Source organism: Pseudoalteromonas sp. L21, assembly GCF_021728035.1.
Taxonomy (GTDB): domain Bacteria; phylum Pseudomonadota; class Gammaproteobacteria; order Enterobacterales; family Alteromonadaceae; genus Pseudoalteromonas; species Pseudoalteromonas arabiensis.
The window spans coordinates 86827-105327 of sequence record NZ_JAKKCV010000006.1 but is presented as its reverse complement, the minus strand read 5'-3'; the positions used below and the strand labels follow the sequence as shown (position 1 = coordinate 105327).

15 protein-coding genes and 1 tRNA gene are annotated in these 18501 nt (G+C 37.5%); 8 read left to right on the top strand and 8 right to left on the bottom strand.

Annotated features, from left to right (window positions below; translation table 11 throughout):
* Positions 1-47 precede the first annotated feature (47 nt).
* Positions 48-548, bottom strand: a complete 501-nt coding sequence (locus L3V41_RS16890) for an RDD family protein (protein WP_237128149.1) — start codon at positions 546-548, stop codon at positions 48-50.
* Positions 549-686: 138 nt separating this feature from the next.
* Between L3V41_RS16890 and L3V41_RS16885 the strand changes: the two genes are divergently transcribed.
* Entirely contained in the window at positions 687-2345 is a 1659-nt protein-coding gene (locus L3V41_RS16885; RefSeq protein WP_237128148.1) for an acyl-CoA dehydrogenase family protein, read from the top strand.
* Between the two features lie 169 nt (positions 2346-2514).
* Positions 2515-2599: transfer RNA gene (locus tag L3V41_RS16880), tRNA-Leu, on the top strand.
* 143 nt (positions 2600-2742) lie between these two features.
* On the opposite strand, the gene L3V41_RS16875 is transcribed toward L3V41_RS16880, so the two are convergent.
* From L3V41_RS16875 to L3V41_RS16865, 3 genes are all read right to left on the bottom strand, one after another.
* A complete protein-coding gene (locus tag L3V41_RS16875; RefSeq protein ID WP_237128147.1) occupies positions 2743-3798 on the bottom strand; it encodes a site-specific integrase in 1056 nt (351 codons plus the stop codon).
* A 73-nt stretch (positions 3799-3871) separates the two neighbouring features.
* A complete protein-coding gene (locus L3V41_RS16870; protein WP_237128146.1) occupies positions 3872-5629 on the bottom strand; it encodes a tyrosine-type recombinase/integrase in 1758 nt (585 codons plus the stop codon).
* A 181-nt stretch (positions 5630-5810) separates the two neighbouring features.
* Positions 5811-6143, bottom strand: a complete 333-nt coding sequence (locus tag L3V41_RS16865) for a hypothetical protein (protein ID WP_237128145.1) — start codon at positions 6141-6143, stop codon at positions 5811-5813.
* A 358-nt stretch (positions 6144-6501) separates the two neighbouring features.
* Here L3V41_RS16865 and L3V41_RS16860 point away from each other — a divergent pair, with 358 nt between their 5' ends.
* The 4 genes from L3V41_RS16860 to L3V41_RS16845 all read left to right on the top strand — a co-directional run bounded on the left by L3V41_RS16860 (position 6502) and on the right by L3V41_RS16845 (position 10050).
* On the top strand, positions 6502-6954 hold the full coding sequence (locus L3V41_RS16860) for a hypothetical protein (RefSeq protein WP_237128144.1): 453 nt from the start codon (positions 6502-6504) through the stop codon (positions 6952-6954).
* A 217-nt stretch (positions 6955-7171) separates the two neighbouring features.
* Positions 7172-7486, top strand: a complete 315-nt coding sequence (locus L3V41_RS16855; RefSeq protein ID WP_237128143.1) for a hypothetical protein — start codon at positions 7172-7174, stop codon at positions 7484-7486.
* Between the two features lie 49 nt (positions 7487-7535).
* Positions 7536-7928, top strand: a complete 393-nt coding sequence (locus tag L3V41_RS16850; protein ID WP_237128142.1) for a hypothetical protein — start codon at positions 7536-7538, stop codon at positions 7926-7928.
* Between the two features lie 1291 nt (positions 7929-9219).
* Positions 9220-10050, top strand: coding sequence for an HNH endonuclease (locus tag L3V41_RS16845; protein ID WP_237128141.1), 831 nt, complete (start codon positions 9220-9222; stop codon positions 10048-10050).
* A gap of 318 nt (positions 10051-10368) precedes the next feature.
* On the opposite strand, the gene L3V41_RS16840 is transcribed toward L3V41_RS16845, so the two are convergent.
* From L3V41_RS16840 to L3V41_RS16825, 4 genes are all read right to left on the bottom strand, one after another.
* Complete coding sequence (locus tag L3V41_RS16840; RefSeq protein ID WP_237128140.1) at positions 10369-11427, bottom strand: hypothetical protein; 1059 nt, start codon at positions 11425-11427, stop codon at positions 10369-10371.
* A 114-nt stretch (positions 11428-11541) separates the two neighbouring features.
* The gene (locus tag L3V41_RS16835) at positions 11542-12285 is read right to left on the bottom strand and encodes a DUF4760 domain-containing protein (protein ID WP_237128139.1); all 744 of its coding nucleotides are present in this window, start codon (positions 12283-12285) and stop codon (positions 11542-11544) included.
* A 101-nt stretch (positions 12286-12386) separates the two neighbouring features.
* Complete coding sequence (locus L3V41_RS16830) at positions 12387-14543, bottom strand: P-loop NTPase fold protein (RefSeq protein ID WP_237128138.1); 2157 nt, start codon at positions 14541-14543, stop codon at positions 12387-12389.
* Between the two features lie 431 nt (positions 14544-14974).
* A complete protein-coding gene (locus tag L3V41_RS16825) occupies positions 14975-15847 on the bottom strand; it encodes a hypothetical protein (RefSeq protein ID WP_237128137.1) in 873 nt (290 codons plus the stop codon).
* A 992-nt stretch (positions 15848-16839) separates the two neighbouring features.
* On the opposite strand from L3V41_RS16825, the gene L3V41_RS16820 reads away from it, so the two are divergent.
* Both L3V41_RS16820 and L3V41_RS16815 read left to right on the top strand, forming a co-directional pair.
* The gene (locus L3V41_RS16820) at positions 16840-17244 is read left to right on the top strand and encodes a hypothetical protein (protein WP_237128136.1); all 405 of its coding nucleotides are present in this window, start codon (positions 16840-16842) and stop codon (positions 17242-17244) included.
* Between the two features lie 675 nt (positions 17245-17919).
* Positions 17920-18186: a hypothetical protein gene (locus L3V41_RS16815; protein WP_237128135.1), complete on the top strand. Its 267-nt coding sequence runs from the start codon at positions 17920-17922 to the stop codon at positions 18184-18186.
* Positions 18187-18501 lie beyond the last annotated feature (315 nt).

Here is an 18501-nt window from a genome sequence, read left to right as displayed (position 1 = left end):
AAAAAAGCGTGGTTTTGAAGCCACGCTTTTTTGTGCTTGTATGTAGCTTAATCTAATGAGCGATAAATGCGCTTGTTTTCTTCTTTTGTAAGCGTGATCACTTCTGTTTTAGCTACATAATCTTGCAGTGCCCGCTTATTTTTAAAATCAATTAATACCACTAAATTACCCAACCCCAGTAGTGCGCTAATTGCTCTAAGAGCGCCTTGTGGCCAGCGTATTAGATTACCATCGAGTGTTTGTACTTTTAAACGCCATGCGCGCATACCAATCGTTTGACCACTTTTAGCCCAAAAATAGCTAAAGAAAGCGACGCTCACTAATACCAATAAAGCGCTGCGAATCCCATAAAGAAGCGGTGAGTTTTGAATATAAGCTGAGACATCTTCTGCATCTCCAATAGTTAATATGTCTAGCGAAATTAAAGCTTGAATAGCAAGTAGATAAAGCACAGTTGTCAGCATCGCAAAAGCAATGACAACTAATGTATCGTAGATTAAAGAAGCAAAACGGCGCCAAAAACCGGCACGTGGAAACTCAGCTGACATAGACAATCTCATCCAATTAAATTGCGCAGTAGTTTAGCAAAGTACTCACAAAACAAGAAATACTTAGCGATTGTTTAGTAATTCGACAAGCAGGTCTGACCTGCTATAGTTGAGAAAATAATAAAAAGAGCACACACAATGTCTATTTCAAAAAGTGAAACTCATCATGTTTTTAATCAGCCTCAACCATTAGAAAACTATAATATTTATCAAGCCGATGATGTTTTGAAATATTGGCAAAAGCAATTTTCAGGTCAGTGGGGCACTGCGCATTTAACGGCATTTGGGGAGCAAGTGGGTGGTGCACTATTGCAAGCTGGATTCTTAGCAAACAAGCACTTACCTGAATTAACGACTCACAGTCGGTTTGGCGAACGCATAGATCAAGTTGATTATCACCCGAGTTACCACCAATTAATGCAGCATGCTATTGAGCAAGGGCATTGCGCTTTACCTTGGCAGCAAAAAAAGCCTGGCAGTCATGTAGTCAGAGCTGTAATGGCGGTGCTGCATAATCATGCAGATCCAGGCTCAGGTTGCCCCCTAACCATGACATTTGCCAGTGTGCCAGCGATTGCTAGCCAAGCCAATGTGGCACAAAAGTGGCTGCCAAAAATACTTTCAAAGCATTACGATGGCAGCAATAAACCTTGGTTTGAAAAACAAGGTGTTACCATTGGTATGGCAATGACCGAAAAACAAGGTGGTTCTGATGTGCGTGCAAATACTACAAAAGCTGCGCCATTAACGACTGCAGGAGCAGGTGAGCTTTATAGCTTAGAGGGACATAAGTGGTTTTGCTCAGCGCCTATGAGTGACGCATTCTTAGTGCTTGCAAATACGGATGAAAAACAACTCTCATGCTTTTTAGTACCTAGGTGGCTCGAAAATGGTGAAAAAAATGCCCTGTATATTCAGCGCTTAAAAAATAAGTTAGGTAATCAATCGAACGCCAGTTCAGAAATAGAGTTCAGGGGGGCGCATGGTTGGCTTTTAGGTGAACCGGGGCGAGGTATTGCTACTATTATTCAAATGGTAGCACTTACTCGTTACGATTGTATGTTAGGCTCGAGCTCGTTAATGCTTCAAGCTGTAAAAGAAGCGATATGGCATACTGCAGGGCGAAGTGTATTTGGTAAAAATTTACACCAACAACCTCTCATGTTAAATGTACTGGCTGATTTAGCAATCGAGGCTGAAGCTGCTTTGGCAATCTCTATGCGTATAGCTCATGCCCTTGATAATCAAAATGATAACAGCGAAGTATTATTGGTTCGAAGTGCCACCGCGATTGGCAAATACTGGATTTGTAAGCGTGCTATTCAACATACCTATGAGGCGATGGAGTGTATTGGTGGCGTGGGTTATGTGCAAGACAATGTCACTAGTCGCCTTTATAAAGAAGCACCGGTTAACTCTATTTGGGAAGGTTCCGGTAATGTACAGTGCTTAGACTTATTACGTGTTTTTAAACGTGAACCTGAGTCGTTAAAAGCACTTATAAATGAGCTTGAGAAAGCGCGAACACTTAACCAAGAGTTTGCGATTAAACTTGATGAATTAAAGCTTATGCTCAATGAAGCTAAACATCTGGAAATGCATGCTCGGCGTATAATGGAGCACTTAGCGCAGCTTTGGCAAGCCGCAACCCTGCTACAGTTCGGCGAGCCAATTATCGCTGATGCGTTTGTTAAAAGCCGCTTAAAAGAAACAGGGTTTTCGCAGTATGGTTGTTTGAGCCATGAGATTGATTGTGAGGCTATCGTCCTGCGAATGATGCCAAAACATCAAAGTTAATCATTTGTATATTAATTGTTCGGTTGAAAGGGCGAGACGAATAAAACGCTTGCTGCCATACCCATTCTTTGTATAATGCTTGGCATAGAGACAAAGGCAGTAAATAAGTTTTTGCTCTAAAGTGGTTTTTCTTTATCTTCTCGTGTTTAGAAGGTGAAAGAAAAATGAAGCCAGTATGATGGAATTGGTAGACATGACGGATTCAAAATCCGTTGCCTTCGGGCGTGGCGGTTCAAGTCCGCCTACTGGTACCACTTTTTAACCCGTTGATTTTCAACGGGTTTTTTCTTTTCTGCAATGTGATTTTTCTTAGTCACATCCTTTTTTTATAAAATTAACCCAAACTGTGACGATTTTTTGCCACAGTTTTGTTTCTGCTTTTTACTTGTCACAATGGTCATGAGTTGTTTTTGTCACGGCTCACTTCTATTAGCTTAGATTCTTGTAAGCTGGATTTTGGTCCATCAATATTTTTCGCTTGCTCAGCAAGGTACTCTTGCGAAGGGTGAGCATAACGTTGCACCATTTCTAAAGTTTTCCAGCCACCCAGTTCTTTTAAGGCCAACAGGTCTGTACCAGCCTCAATATGCCTAGTTGCCCAGTTGTGTCTTAAGTCATGAAACCTTAAACCATCCAATTGTGCCTGCTTGGTAATTCGTTTCCACAGTGCATCTTTAATATCTTTAACAGGGTTATTGTTAGTATTTACAAATACATAAGTAGAGCTTCTCTGCTCTTTTAGCTGTGAAAGCATCGTTATTGCTTTGTGAGATAATGGTACTATGACGTGATCTTTCGATTTGTGATCTTTCGCATCAATATAGATACACTGTTTGCAGAAGTCGATTTGTGACCATCGTAGTGAAAAAATATTGCTTCGCCTCATTCCTGTGAGTAAAGCGAAAATGAGGACACTTCTTAGGTAGTAGGGCGCGCATTCTAAGAGCTTTATAACATCAGCGTTATCTAGTTTAAAAAAGGCACGTCTAGGCTCTTTCTGTATCTTAATTACGGGTACTCTATCTATCCAGCCAAGCTCTTGGTGACAGAAGTTTAAAAACGCCTTAAGCTCTGCCAAGTATCTGTTGCGAGTAGCAATTGATATTTCTTGCTTTTTTGCAATAGTCGAGAGCACTAAGTGAGTGTCTATTTTCTGAACATTAGGATCGGCTAATTTGACCTTCCACCACTCTAGCTTTGATGCTTTTTCTTTAACTGTGCGATTTGATTGTCTCGATTCAAGATAAATCTCAACAGCTTCAGAAAAGCAGTGTGCTTCAGGCGTCGGATCAGTGATTTGCCTCCACAGTTCTTGCTTTAAGCCTGCTTCAAAGGCTTCTGCCTTAGCTTTTGATGTTTGTCTGGTGCTTATGTTTATACGCTTGCGCTTATCTCCATAACTTAGCTCAAACTTTGTGTACCAATACTTACTCTCTTTTTTCTTATAGATCATAGGTTATGCTCCAGTGAATACCTATGCTATTAACTTAATGATAAAAAGAGGAAAATACAGAAGGGTTTATTATTTATATTCGACTATTTACAGCTTGAAGTTCTGTTACAGTAACACCGATATGACAATAGCGCTTAACACTTTCTGTTGATGTCCAACCTCCTGCCTTCGCGATGGTTTCTAAAGTTGCCCCATTTCGTCTTAGATCGGTCGCAAAGTAGTGTCTCACATGATGAGGAACAAAACTGTCAGGTAAATTAGCTGCTTTAATTGCTGCTCGCCAGCGAAGATAATTGAGCCTTGGCAAAGTGTCATTTTTATCTGCAAACAGCTTGCTGGACGAAATGCTATTTTCTTTTCGATATTTAAGAAGGGATGTAATACATTGAATAGCCTCATCACTGAGAGGGACTTCCACCATCACTCTTGCTTTATTTTTTAGGGCAGGTAGGTGCATGATTTTTTTGTTTAAGTCGAATTGTGAGACATCAGCTTCCAGCAGTGAGGTGTATCTTATCCCCATATGCCATAACAGCATTAGAAACATTTTTTCTTGCATTGTTTTAGCGTAGTGATTTACGAATCTTTGCCAGGTGGAATATGGTAAATCAATAAACTCTCGCTCCCCTGATTTAAAAGATGGGATTGTTGGTTGGTGTGATATCCACTTTAATTCATACGCAATTTTACTGGCAGCTCTTAATTCGACACCGTATTGATGTTTCGTACTATCAGACCATTCATTTTCATGCATTTCCTGTATAACCATATTTACGAAGCTTACATCAAAATATTCTAGTGGTAAGTCACCAGCAATGTAGTGCCAAACCCCAAGCTTTTGGATTTTTTCGTCAGCTGTACTTGCCGTGGAAGAAGATGTTTTAGTGTGTGCTTGTGCCAACGCGTTTCCTAAATAACGCCCCTTTGTTTCTTTTAGCGGTTTTGGACTTTTTAAAGAGGCTTCATGTATTTTCTGATTTGCTTTTTCCTTGGCTTCTTCTAAGCATTCTGTTTCAAGGCTTAATCTCGTACCTTCAGAGTCAAAAATGGAAGCTATAGCTTTGTGTTCATCACTCTTATTTCTAAAAGAAAGATAATATTTATTGCCTCTATTTTTTACCCCTAGCTTATATATTTCGACATAATCAGGAATTGAACCTTTTGGTAAACCTGATTTTAAATCTTCCAGGTACTTTTGAGTAAGCTTGCCTTTTTCTTGTGTATTCAACATAGAAAATTCATCAATCCGCTCTTTGGCTTTTAGCACATAATAGAGCCTTTGCGATTCAGCCTTTTTGGCTATTGCAGCCTGAGCAATTGCTATTTCTGAAGAGTCGAAATTTGATATATGGCTTTTTTCTTGATCGACAGCTGTGTGTTTAGGTTTTGTTGTAATATCTTGGAAAATAGATGATTTCTCTGAGGGTACAGGTTTTGTACTTTGAGATACTTCAACAGCTACCTCTCTGGATACGGGCGTCGTACTTTGAGATACTTCAGCAACTTTCTCTGTGTGTAAGGACTTAGCACTTTCAGGTACTTCAGTAACCTTCTGCTTTGATGAGGTGGATTCTCTTTGATTCTGCTGTTTTTTCTGAGATAAAGCCTCTCGCATTCGCTTGTTGTACTCTTCCGCTTCTTCTGGCAAAAACCACCAAGTGTCTTCATCTTCATCTTCATCGTAATCACCTTGCAGTTCACCTTTTTTGGCTAACTTTATTATTCTTTCTTTAGGAAACCCTAGCCTTGTCTCAAGCTCGTCAGTTGTTAGCCATCTTGTTGATGCATATGTACAAGCACAGTTAACCAATGGCGCATTTGTATGCGCCATTGAATTAACATTACTTGAGTGTGAAGTATGCATCTTTAACTTACTAAAAATTAACGTAAGTCAATTTTGCCAGATAAAGAAAAAAAATGGTTTTTTAAGATTTTTGAAAATGGGATACAAAAATTATTTATAAATTTGACTGGTAAAGTCTTATGAAAAAGCCAGCATAGCTGGCTTTAGGTTATAACGAGTCAAAAAACGCGTTAACTGATTTATCAAACAAATGATAAAAATATAAAAATTGTCCAGTGTGTTGAATATGCGACTGCACATCTCGCTTGAACTGTTTCAATAAGTAGAAATTACAACTGAAAAACACGTTCGTAGCAGGGCGCATCTCTTCAGGCAACGCTTGCATAAAAGAGTCGCTAACGACTATAAACTCTTGCTGAGCTACATAATTTCTTACGTAATATATGTAGCCATCATTTTGTTCATATAAAGCAATATATTCTTCATCATTAGCAACTGCAGGTCGCTTCTTAAATAGTTCCACAACGTTTGAGTTAGTCATATTCATCTCCAAAAAGTTTGTCTTCGAAAATAAATACGAGCTACTTATGCAAAATTTACATTGTCTGCTGATTTATTATCTATTGATCGATCTGCTAAGAAGGAAACAAACTTGAAGGAAATTAAAAAGCTTAACGCTGCTGATGATTTAGCCGCAAAAGGAGGAGCTGAGAGGGTTATCAATTAAATGAACGATTTCTTTAAGACTCCACCGTAAGTAAGAGATTGTATGAATAATATGGCTTGTGCATATGCTTATCGAAATGATGCTTGCGGAAATAGGCGAGAACCTTAAAATTACTCTCTCTAATTGGTTCAATGCAGTTGAGTCAACTTAAGCTTTAAAATGGTAATCAATATTGAATTTCAAATTTAAAAAAAACTGGCTTACACCAATGTTTGTTATAACACTTCTTTTCTCATTGGTATCTTTGGTATCTACATATTACTTTCATGATACGGAATCCATAAAGATAAAAGCCGCACTGTTTGTATCTCCAGTATTTTACTTATGTGCAGTCTACTATTTCTCTTATCTAGCTATTACACCCAATGAAATTGTAATTGAGGGTAATAAAATAAATATTGATGGGAAAACTCATTCATTAGGTGGTAATTCGAAATGTTACGTTTACTTTGATAAGCCAGTACGCGCTTCTGAAGTACTACAGGCCGAATTTGAAATTTTACTCGAGAATGAAAAACCAATAACTACATCTTGCTTTTATGATTTTGATTTTGATGAAAGTGACTTTATAACTCGCTACGCAGATAGTGAGGTCGTTTTTGCACATTCAAAGGTATTTGATTAAAGTATTAGAACTCTCGATGTGCTACATGATTTCTTGCGTAATATATGTAGCCATCATTAGCTATTGCAGGTCGCTTCTGAAATAGTTCCACAACGTTTGAGTTAGTCATATTCATCTCCAAAAAGTTTGTCTTCGAAAATAAATGCGAGCTACTTATGCAAAATTTGCATTGTCTGCCGCTTTTTATTTGTAATTCAAATCACACGGAGCAAACACAATGGAAAATGAGAAGTTCAATGCAGCTGTAGCGGCCGATTTTTTAGAGAATGTTAGTCAGTGCCTTTATCAAGAGTATGACGCTATTTATGATTTAAACTTTACAAAAGATAATTTTGATATAGAGAAACTGTTATTTCACTGCTTTTCGAGTAGCTACAAAATTAGTTTTAGCTATGAACAGTTATCTCTTCTAAAGTCACTATTATTACTGCTTTGTAGCAACACAAACTTATTAATGAGTAATGATGTTGGTGATAGTGAAGGGTTTGTTGATGAACGTCAGTTAGAGTTTGACTTCGATAACTCGTATTAATTCGCTTGCAGTGAACATGTTTATCTTTAAGTACATATAGGAGATAAACATGAGCCAAACAAAACTTCAAATTGTCAGAAAGTACACAAGAGAATCTAAGTCACCTTTTCAAGACGCATCGACGAGCCTTTGGCTTGCAAGTGTCACTAACGAAGACAGGCTTGAGTTAGACTTTTCACAATACATATACGTCCATCGTGATGATGTTGGAAAAGTCGTCGGGGTCAGTGTTAGTAAATCAATTGCTCGAGAGCATAGCCTTGAAAGTCAGTATCTTGAAGGAAGTGGTATGTATCGCATACTTATCACTTACATCGACCAAATAAAAGATTTCTGCGAGCTCTGGGCTGATGAATTTGAACAGTTCTTTTTACTGCCGCCTGATTTGTTCTTCGAATTAGCGCAGTGGCATTGGAACACAATCATTGAAAATGATGGTTAATTGAAGCGACTCGAAAGAGTCGCTTTTTCTTGAACATATTACTACCAGATAGCGTCATGCACTTACTTGCGATGACGCTATTCGTTGGTATTCGCTTTTTTATTATCTAGATATACCCAAATAGCGCCGCCAATCATAATTGATAGGGGGACCAGAAAAGATAAGTATTCAATCTGAAAGTTCATAGTACTTCTCCTATTCAAAGCGAGAAAAAAATATATCTCGCTACTTTTGCTAGTAATTAACTATAACACATCGCAATCACAGCATGATTTCACTATACGGCCATTGAGCAATATCAATGTCATTTCTACTATTCATGGCATGCTTTCTCAATTAAAAAATAGCGGCGCTAGTAAGATAGTAAACCAAAATTCACTTTACTAAACTGGTAATAAACACACTTATTTTGCTTGTTTATTTCTTACTTAATAGTGTGAGACATACAGAAAAAAGCAGGACGCTCAATCATCACTTAGCAAATGTCGTTACCACCGCACCCTGGCGGAGGACCTAGATTTGGCTTCTTTAGGAAGTCAGCTCGCATATATAAGCGGTTTGCGATAAGAGTTAACTGTAGGGAGAGTTAGCTGTGTGAGTTGCACGAATGCGTTGCAGCAAACTCAGATGAATGGCAGAGCAATAAAACAGAGAAGCAGGCACAGTGTGTCTGCTTTTCTCTTTAGATTTCTCATCGATCAAACTTATGTATTTGCACAGTACATAAAACAGGAGAAACTGTGTGAAGACATTATGCTTAAAGTTCGTTCTAGATTTAGTTCGAGTTATTGTGAATGTAATTTATATATCTGTAGTTATTGCGGTTGGATTTTGGGTCGTGGACTATTTTTCCATCTACAAAGCTGCATCAAGTTACTTATTCTCGGGTATCGATGGATATGCACGACTTATTATCGCATTCATATTTGCAGAAATTTTAGGTTATGTAGAATTGAGCTTAAGAGAAAAGTACTTGTAATACTCAGCGCCCAGTGGGCGCTTTATTAATATTCAAGATTAGTTTTAATGCCCTTTTATCAACAGAAAGGATTCCCCTTAACAACTCATTGTTGTACAGAAACATATTTATTAAAAGGGCAGCTTTATGTAATGTGTGGTGGTTACAATGCTATTAGATAAATAAAACACACTACCGTAAACACTGATCAATAAATGAAAATCTAAAGCGTTAGAATCAACCTTATATGCTTTATTAAGTGCGGTTTAAATTACGGTATTTAAAGCTAGTTTATATTAAACTCCGAGCAGTAAATTCTATAAGGAGAGAATTATGGGAAAGTTTTCACAGCGATTACAAAAAAAAGTTATGACTCGGGGCAAAACACATGGCTACTGTACAATTTGTCGTGAATACGGAAAACTGACCAGAGAACATGTAGTACCTCAAGGCTGCGGTAACATTGAAGATAAAGTAATAGTTAGAGTTACTGAGTACTTAGATGCACCGGATAAACCCAAAGGAAACCGTTCGCAAGGCGGAATACATTTTAGAACTGTTTGCGCCAAATGTAATAGCCTTCTTGGAAGCAAATATGACAGAGAGCTAATTAATTTCAGCAACGATATTGCTAAGCATCTTAATCACCTAACTTTTGGGCACGTATTTAATAAAATTACCTACCGACCATATAGAACCTTAAAGCTAGCTAAAGCCGTCGTTGGTCATTTGTTGGCGGCTAATAGCGTAGAAGAAACAAATTCTGATAAGCCACTTAGTAACCGTTACTCTATGTTATCCGAGTTTGTACTTAATGAAGCCGCGCCACTACCTGAGGGTTTCGATATTTATTATTGGCTTTATCCATACAAACCTATAAAAATGCTTCGCTCTATTGGATCTATGAATATTATCAACCCTAGCTTTAGAGTTGCAGGAGATATTCTAAAATACTATCCGATAGCTTTCTTAGTATCTTACAACTCTAAGCCAGCACCTGAATATGGTTTAACAAAACTTAATCTGCCATCTACTCAGAAGATCAATGATACTGCTGGTGTTGAAGTATCATACATGAGGGCGCTTAGATCTGATTTCCCTGAAAGACCTGAGGACTATGAAGTGCTGCTGATGAATGATGAAGTTTGCACCGTGGCCGTTTAACTACAAGTAAATAATATTCTATATAGCATGCACAATAAACCTTGAGTGTTTATGAAAACAATATGGAAATATCGATCAAAGCACTCGTTTGGAGTAATGCCTAATTTAATTTACATTACCAACTAGCAAATATATTTTATGAGAACAAATCAAAAAGGAGCACAATTACACTCTAATGTTGAATTTAAGTTGTATTTGTAACCCATCTCTATACACAAACGTTTTAGAACATCGGCTATATTGGGGGATTTCGCATAAAAATTTCTACGGCCTAACATCTAAATCAATTGAGCCGTAGTCTCCACCTTGATTTACATGTTAGGTTCGTAGTTGAAGGCTGTGAATGTAATCTTCAATCCATTTATTGTTAAGCTCTAACTTCACGCTCCTTCGTATTCCACCAATAATTCCGGAAAGCTGAATAAAGGAAAAATGTTGTTTCTTTATGTTTGCAACTGCTTCTCGACTATCCCACTGCCTTGCAACAAGGGAAGCTATTTGCTCAGGGAGATCAAACTCTAACTCGAACCAACCAGGCTCACCTGGTTGAAAATACAGTGGTGTAAACTTCCAGTTTCCAGTTTGATATCCAACTACTTTGCATTGCACTACGTCTGTTTCAAATGCATGTGGCGGGAGCTGTTGGTGGGTCAGAAAATGTAAAGGCCAGCGTCCCTGAAGCATACCGAAGTAAGAGCCTTGAATCTGCTGTAGAGTTTCAACTAAAGAACCATTTATTAATTCAACACCTGCTTCGGTTAGATAGCTGCTTATGTCCATTTCATAGTAGCTATCTCTAATTGCATTTCTATATCTTCTTCTGACTTCTTTGACAGACCGTTTTCCTAAGCTTGTTAAGCACTCAGGGCCAAACTGCATTATAGCTCTGATAAGGGGGCGTATTACCGAAATATTATTGTATTGGATCAAAAATATTTGATGAGCTAAAGCATATTCAACAGCTCCCGCTGTATAACCAGATGTAGAAAATATTGCAGAGTGATAATTAAAACTTGGTACTTGAAGATGCTGCCCAGCTCTTCGTTGAACAGTGAAGTAATTCTCCGAAATATCTTTGAGTACACCGACAGAATTACGTGCTACGTCAATACCAACAGGTCTGTTTTCTCGATAGCATTTTGCTTCTACCATCAATCTAAGTGGGTACATAAAAGCTGGAGATGCAGGAAATAACGCTAAAGCGTCAATTTGATGCCAAGAGCCTCTTCCTCTAACTTCCAAGCCGGAATGTCCACCACGTAACTCTTGGCTATTATATGCTCTAGAGTCAGTTAGAATTTCATATCCAACTTTCTCTAATAAGTAAAGAATTGCCTCTTCTAATAAGGCTCCTCTTACTTGGGAAATATTTGACACGAATTACTCCTTGGTTACATGTAAGTATAAGAACTTAAAGTCCTGTAAAGGTATGAGAGACGCAATAACGAAGCTACCACGTGTTTAGAATTATTTCTCAACAGGTTGTTATAACTACGATAGTGACTTTTCTAACTCTCTAAATTCCGGTCTACTCTTATAGCCTGTTTCAAGGCGAACTAACGCATAATCTAAACCATTCAAGTTTTGTTCTTTAGCAACCTTATCGACCCATGCATGTAAATTCCTATAAGGGGAACCAAAATGCGGGGTTAGTTTGTTGTCCGACTCTGTATCATCTAGGTATCTCATTTCACGTTCACGAATTAGTATCATACTTGCCCACCAAGTACTAAATACTGACTCACCAAGAAACTGATTAATCATTTTTTTATCATATATACCAGTATCCATGCCTAAGCATAAACGATCAATGTAATTTAAACAGTCGATGATTCGTTGATAATCAGTTTCATTATTTTCGCGAAACTCCTCTACAAACCTACTGGCTGCTGGGCGCAAGCGAGCAAGAGCTTTGAAACTACTTTCACTCTGAATTTTCTTATTGAGTATTGAGCAAGCTTTTTCAAGATCAGTACGGTTTTGACCTTTGAGTAAATCACTATTCAAAGCATCTAAGGTGTTTTTCAATACTTCACTGCGCCTATTATTTTTAATGGTTCTATTTGCCATAACAGCTGCGAGTATAGCTGCGGATAATCCCACAGAGGGTGTCAAAAAATCCTTAGCTGATAATTGCAATACATCTAAGCCGCCAATATGAAGACCTATAAAAAACATACATAAGCATAATATCAACATGAATAATATATTGGTTAATCGAGTTTCTTTTATCACCTGAACTCCTTTAGTATTTATAACGTCGCGCTCTGCGGAAATTTAGGAGTATCAGCGAGTAAGTTTTCCGTAGCAGCGCCTTATTAGGCCTTCTCGTCACTCTAATTCTCAGTATCTTCTGATTCACGTAGAACGAATTGATGCAACCATACAAATTGCTTCAAGAATAGAAGACCTTTTTCTGAATCATCGTATAATCTGGGGAAGTCATCAGAGACTCTCATTGCTTGGGGGAAGTTTGTTTCGATTGCACTTAAAACTTTTGAGGCGTCTAGCCCACCAACTAAGCTGTTATATTGCTCCCTTTCAAAATTCGACTTGTGAGAAACACCGGACTCCATTCCCCAAGCTGTTGGTACATACGAATCGATTATTCTAATTAGAGATTCTGGGTCCTTTAAAATCAATTCATCCACGTAATCATTAACGTAACCTTTCTCAACAAACTTATTCAATGTATAAAATATTGTTGGTACCGATGTAGGCGCTAATAGTGTAATGTCTTCTTGGTCTTTAAGCTTATCAGCTATTACTTTTCCCAAATGTTTCCCAATTTCATTTATGCTTACTTCAGAAAACGCTTCTTTTTCAGGTTTGTTTTCATCCTCTCGCTTTAACCATCTAAATATTTCAAGCTTGAACTCAAGTTCAGGTGCAACATCGATGCATTTTTTTGCCAAGTAATCTCGATTTGGTTTTGGAACATTTTGGATCAGCTCGCTAACCAGCATAGCTGCTTGGGAAAAAGGAGTCGTCCAACTATACAAAACCTCTGGGTTTGAAATCTCATCACTCTTTTGTGTTATCGCTACAGCAAGTGCAATTGAGGCAGCAGCGCTAATTTCACCTGATTTTTGTCTCAATTTTTTAATTAATGTTTCCGATGAAGTTGGTGTTAGAATTTCATTCAGAGGGTTGCTTTCTCTATCTAGTTCCAAACCCCAGTTCTCACTTTCGTAAGACAAGGCTTGGATTGTTTGATCTGATATATCACCTCTTGGAATAGCATAAGTAAAATATCTTGAGTAATAATTTTCAGAGCAAATTCTTTGACCATTATTCCATTTCTCATACCAATCTGATCCATAATTCATGTTTCCGTAGACGGATTGAAGTTTAGGAAACATGTTTTTTAGCAACTCAATAAAACCTGCTTTATTGATGTTATTGCCGACATCAAGGGCATCATTTACAAGGTTTTTTATATGATCTTTTGCATTATCATTATTCGAGTAATAGTTATCTCGTAAAGCACCTGTAAATAGAGATTTATTTACCCTTAGCACCTCATACAGTGAAGGGCAAAAGACCCTAATACCTTCTAAAAGCATCAAATCAACAGGGTTTACTTCTCCTTGCAAGATAGGCAAAGAGAACATTAATGTATTCCCATATAGCTTGGCTTTTCTTGGTGTGGTTAAGCAATCATCGAATGCAGAGCTAAAGTCACGAACAAACTCTTGAACTTGCTGCTTTGAGAGTGTGACCCCCGCAATATTTATTGCTTCATCTACTCCTTGAAAACAAAATTCTCGAAGGACATGCTTTTCAACGGCAGGCAAATGCAAAGGAACCTGGATAATTTTTTCTAGAAATGCCTCTCCAGCATTCTCAGCAGTACTAGAGTAGCGATCCTGCAAGGATGCAGCGACAACATCTTTATCAAATGCTAAGATATATGATGTATATTTAAAATCAGCAGTTAGCTTAACAAGTCTAAACAGTGCATGAATTTCTGTTTTTTCTAGCCTATCTACATCGTCGATTAATATAAGAACTCGCCTCTGAGCTGTTTCTAACTCATTTTCTATTCTTTTCTTAAGCTCATTTATATCAGGCCCTGAGATGAAAGCACCAAAAGCATCTCCAGCCCCCTTCGCCCCCATAAGTGCACCAGCACCAGGAGCCGCTTTTTTAACAAAATCCTTAAGTTTATCTCCAGTTTTTATTAATTGTGCATCTAGAGCTTCAGCTATATCAAAAAAGAACCCTGTTAGCAGTTCTTCCTCTGCACCAAAGCGCCAAGGGTTAAACTTAATACATATTACGTTTTCATCAGAATCCAGTGATTTTTCAATAAAATTGAGCACGGATGTTTTACCGTCACCCCATATCCCATAGAGTCCAATAACTATACTGCTTGGGTCACTTCGCTTTGATATAACTTGAGCAACCCTCTCGGAAAAGCTCCAACGAGAAAATCTATCCTGTTCTTTCTCGTGTATGGGTGAATCAGAGGAGTAGTTTTTATCTTCCATATCTTTCCTAAGGCTTTACAGCTTATCGAACACCATTTTAGTGGTTTTTAGCACATCAAAGCGGCGTATATCACAAACGCCTATAATTTCATCGATAATTACTTTTGTAAATAAATAATTAAGTTTGCTAGTAGTTAAGTTGTTATTTTGCACCAAAATAACAATTGATAATATTATCGTACTAAGTTGAGTTATTACTCGATAAGGCTATAATTAGTTTAACTTTTTCACTGTCCGTTTATCTTCTCAAAACAAATCTTTAAAGCAGTTTCGTTAACTCACTCTCAGACTGAGACGAGTTAGATAAAATATCATTTGTTGCACTACATCAAGGTAAGTGTGTAAAAGCTGATTGCTTTATGTTTTATTTGAAAATTTAATCACTTAAAATAAGCGCATCCATATGATTCAAAATAACGTCTTATTGAGTTTCAATAAAACTTTTCATCAATCAAGTTAATAAACTTTGTTCTAATTATTATTTGTTCTTTAAGTATCTCAGCTTCTGCCTCCGTCAGCAGTGGCAACTTTGTTTTCTTGTCATACCGTGTTGGCATTTCATTGAGTAGTTGCTTATAGAAGCGTTGGGTGTCTTGCTGAATTTTTGTTGATGCTACGATGAGAAAGACTTTGTCATATAATTTCTGCTCACCAAAGAGTGCGCTTTTAAATTTTAAAATACTTTGTTCATGCTGTTGTTTTCGCTTGAATGAGTGCTCTATTTCAATTGCAGCGACTTCGTTATTGTTTAGCAATACTAGCGCATCAACGTTTTTTACATCATTTGATGGGAACAGACGTTTAAACTCCAACTCAGTCAAATAGGCTTTCCATAGCGGATTAGGTGTACCGTCTGTATTACTATTTTGAATACCAAGCGCAAGAACTAAGCTTAAAATGCTGTCATGCATAATTGAGTTTTGATTCAATTGGTGTATTGGCTCTGATGTTGAGCGAAAAGGGAAATCGATTTGTGATAACTCACGTGCATATTGTGCGCCTGCGTATGATAATACATAGATGCGCCCATCTGCCGCACGAATTGTTTTAGCTGCTTGAAGTAATCCCATACCGACGAGTTTGTTTAAAAACTCTAACGTCTTTGCTCTACTTGTTTGCCATACTTCTGCACACACAATCGCTGATACAAATCCAAACCGCATTGCATGTTTTATTGTCCACTCTAGTTTTGCCTGGCCTTGTTGTCGTCGGTTTTTATATTTTTTGTAATGCATATCGATGTCAAAGTAGGGCAGGTATACATTACTGTTGGTAATACCAGAAGTATCTTTATCTATCGTCATTTTTATCTCCATCGTGATTTGTTTACTTGGAGATATGAAGGTTTGAGTGATACGAATTTTGCTAACTTAGCGATGAATTATCGGTTTTTCATTAGGAGAAGCATTCACTTCACTAAACCTAATTAAACTACTTATTGATAAACTAAATATGAAGTTTCACTTCATTAATCACAAAGTTTTACTTTGCGATTAAACGCTTACAACCCACGCCAGCTCTCATGTTGACATTCGTCAACGAGCTGGCTCTACGAAGCGTTCGCTTCTAGGGTTGACGCTTAGCGCATGTCCGGCTTGCGCCGCACTAACCCCCCTTTTGCCATGCCAGGCTGCGCATTGATAAATCTTGTTGCTTGTAAAGCTGGCAGTCGTTCGTGTCCTCACTTTTAGGTTTACCGTTTCATTGCTTCGCTATTTCACAGTAAATTTTTGCTCCACAAAAACAAAAGCGGGGTTAGTCCGCCACAGTCGGACATGCGCTGCTGCGCTCGAAAATTGGCTTCGCAATTATTCTTACTACGCGATTTATTGAGTTGTTTCACAACTGCTTTTTGTTGCAGTCAAAGCGGTTGCTTTGATGCGAGATGACGCTTCGCTTTGTAATTAACAGCAGAACACTTTCTGCATAATCTACTTTTATTAATCTTTGGTAATGCGTGTACGATTATCTCGTTGACAAAAAACAGATACAGAATCTCGAATTGTAGCGGGACGAGTATCTTTGCTTTTATTGATAAACAAGCTCTACAAAGAGCCAAGGATAACGAATTATGAGATAGATAAGATGGTTTGCCTGCACAGCATTAGCTGTGATTAAACCGTAAACAGGCTGGTGTTTAGCGCTGCACGAGAAGCAAAGCCATAGATAAAAGCAGTCAACACTTTTTATCTTTGAAAACTTTTTAGTCCATAAAAGTTTTTATAAAAATATGTTTGCAAATGAGTTTTAAATTCTTAAAGTCAAATAGCGCCAAAACGAAATTTAAGGTGCAATTATGACAGAGTTACTAAGTTTAAAACTATTCGGCCATTGTTCTGTAGAGCCATTTATAGAAGAAGATATAGACACACAAATAACCCAAACAGATGTATGTGATGACATACTGACCAATCCTTTGACCCTCTCAGCGCAGATAGATATGGCTGCAGCAACTGCTTGCGTGCTTTCAGATGAAAGTGATATTTCAGAGCCCCTCATAGAGCCTGTATCGTTAATAGATATTAATGACAACTTAGCTTTGTCAGATTCAATATCGAGTACCGATGAGTGTCATGTAGTCCACTCAGACCATAGCTTCATGTTATCGGATGAAGGCGGGATCATAACGTTTGATGACGACCATGGTGCGACGGACTGGGGATTTGATGATGCAGGTATCAGTGATAATACAGATTTTTAGGTTAGTGAAGGAGTGTGGTGGATACCATTTTGGGTAGGTGTTGCAACAATCATCTTATTCGCTGCGGTTTATTATCTGAACAAAGAAATTTTGAAAAGAAAATACACTTCAAATAAGAAACACTTCAAATAAGAAATAGTTTGCACTAGATCTGACAGTTACCCATTTTTCAGTCGGTGACTGTCAGTTTAGATTTGAGCAAAACTCTTCTCAGCAATTACAAAAAGTTGGTAATCAAATTCTCGTTAGTTAGTGTCCTTACCAAAGCCCACATCAGTGGGCTTTTTTTGTGTTCAAATCAGGTTACTGTTCCAGTAAGTTCTGTTTTATATGCAGCTATTATTTAGTCATGTTTTAATCATAAAAAGCTTACCCTTGATAAAGTTTATTTATATTTTAGCTGAGGAATAATGTTTTTAAGGATTTTTTATTTAAAGCGCTAGGTACATAGAAAACTAAATAATATAGTTTTAATAAGCATTGTTATATCTAATTCCTAATATTGCGACAATTAGATATCTTAGTGTGTTTAAGCCGCATTTTTGTGATTTAAGACCAAGCTTTAAGTTTTTTAATTATATTTTTATATTTCACCTCTTGAAATTGATGAAATTATCTCCACATCTTTTGTGTGGGTAATTGTGCTTGCATAGTTTTACTTGAGGGAGAGTTTTAATGGCAGTTTATTGCGTTTCTTATGATTTAAATAGAGCGGGTCAAAATTACAATGCGCTTTACGAAGAGATAAAAGCGTCGTCAGGTTGGTGTCACCCTCTAGACTCTACATGGCTTATTTCGAGTTCAGAGACTGCAGATCAGCTATCGGATAGGCTTCGAAAGCATCTTGATAATAATGACGATTTGCTAGTTATTAAAGTCACTAGAGGCTACGCGGGTTGGCTTCCTAAGAACATTTGGGAATGGATTGATAAACACGTTTAAAACAATTTAATTAAGACTAATAAGTTACTATGGTGTCGACGGGCTGTTTTTGATTTAGAGCAATGCTATATCTCTAACTCAAAATTGCCCCGAGATACGTTAATGCAATTACTCTGATGCTCTGCTATTAGCAATGAAAGGTTACTTGTTACCTTGTTTTTGGGGCGTTAGTTTATGTTGCTTTCATGTTTATTAAAAAGGTCTATTCACTCTTTTCAAGCTACCGTTTAATTTAATTTCATTACAATTAGCAACTAGTTAGGGATTCTAGTAGTTATAAAAATTAGAATAAAGAGCTACTGTGTGCTAAGAAAG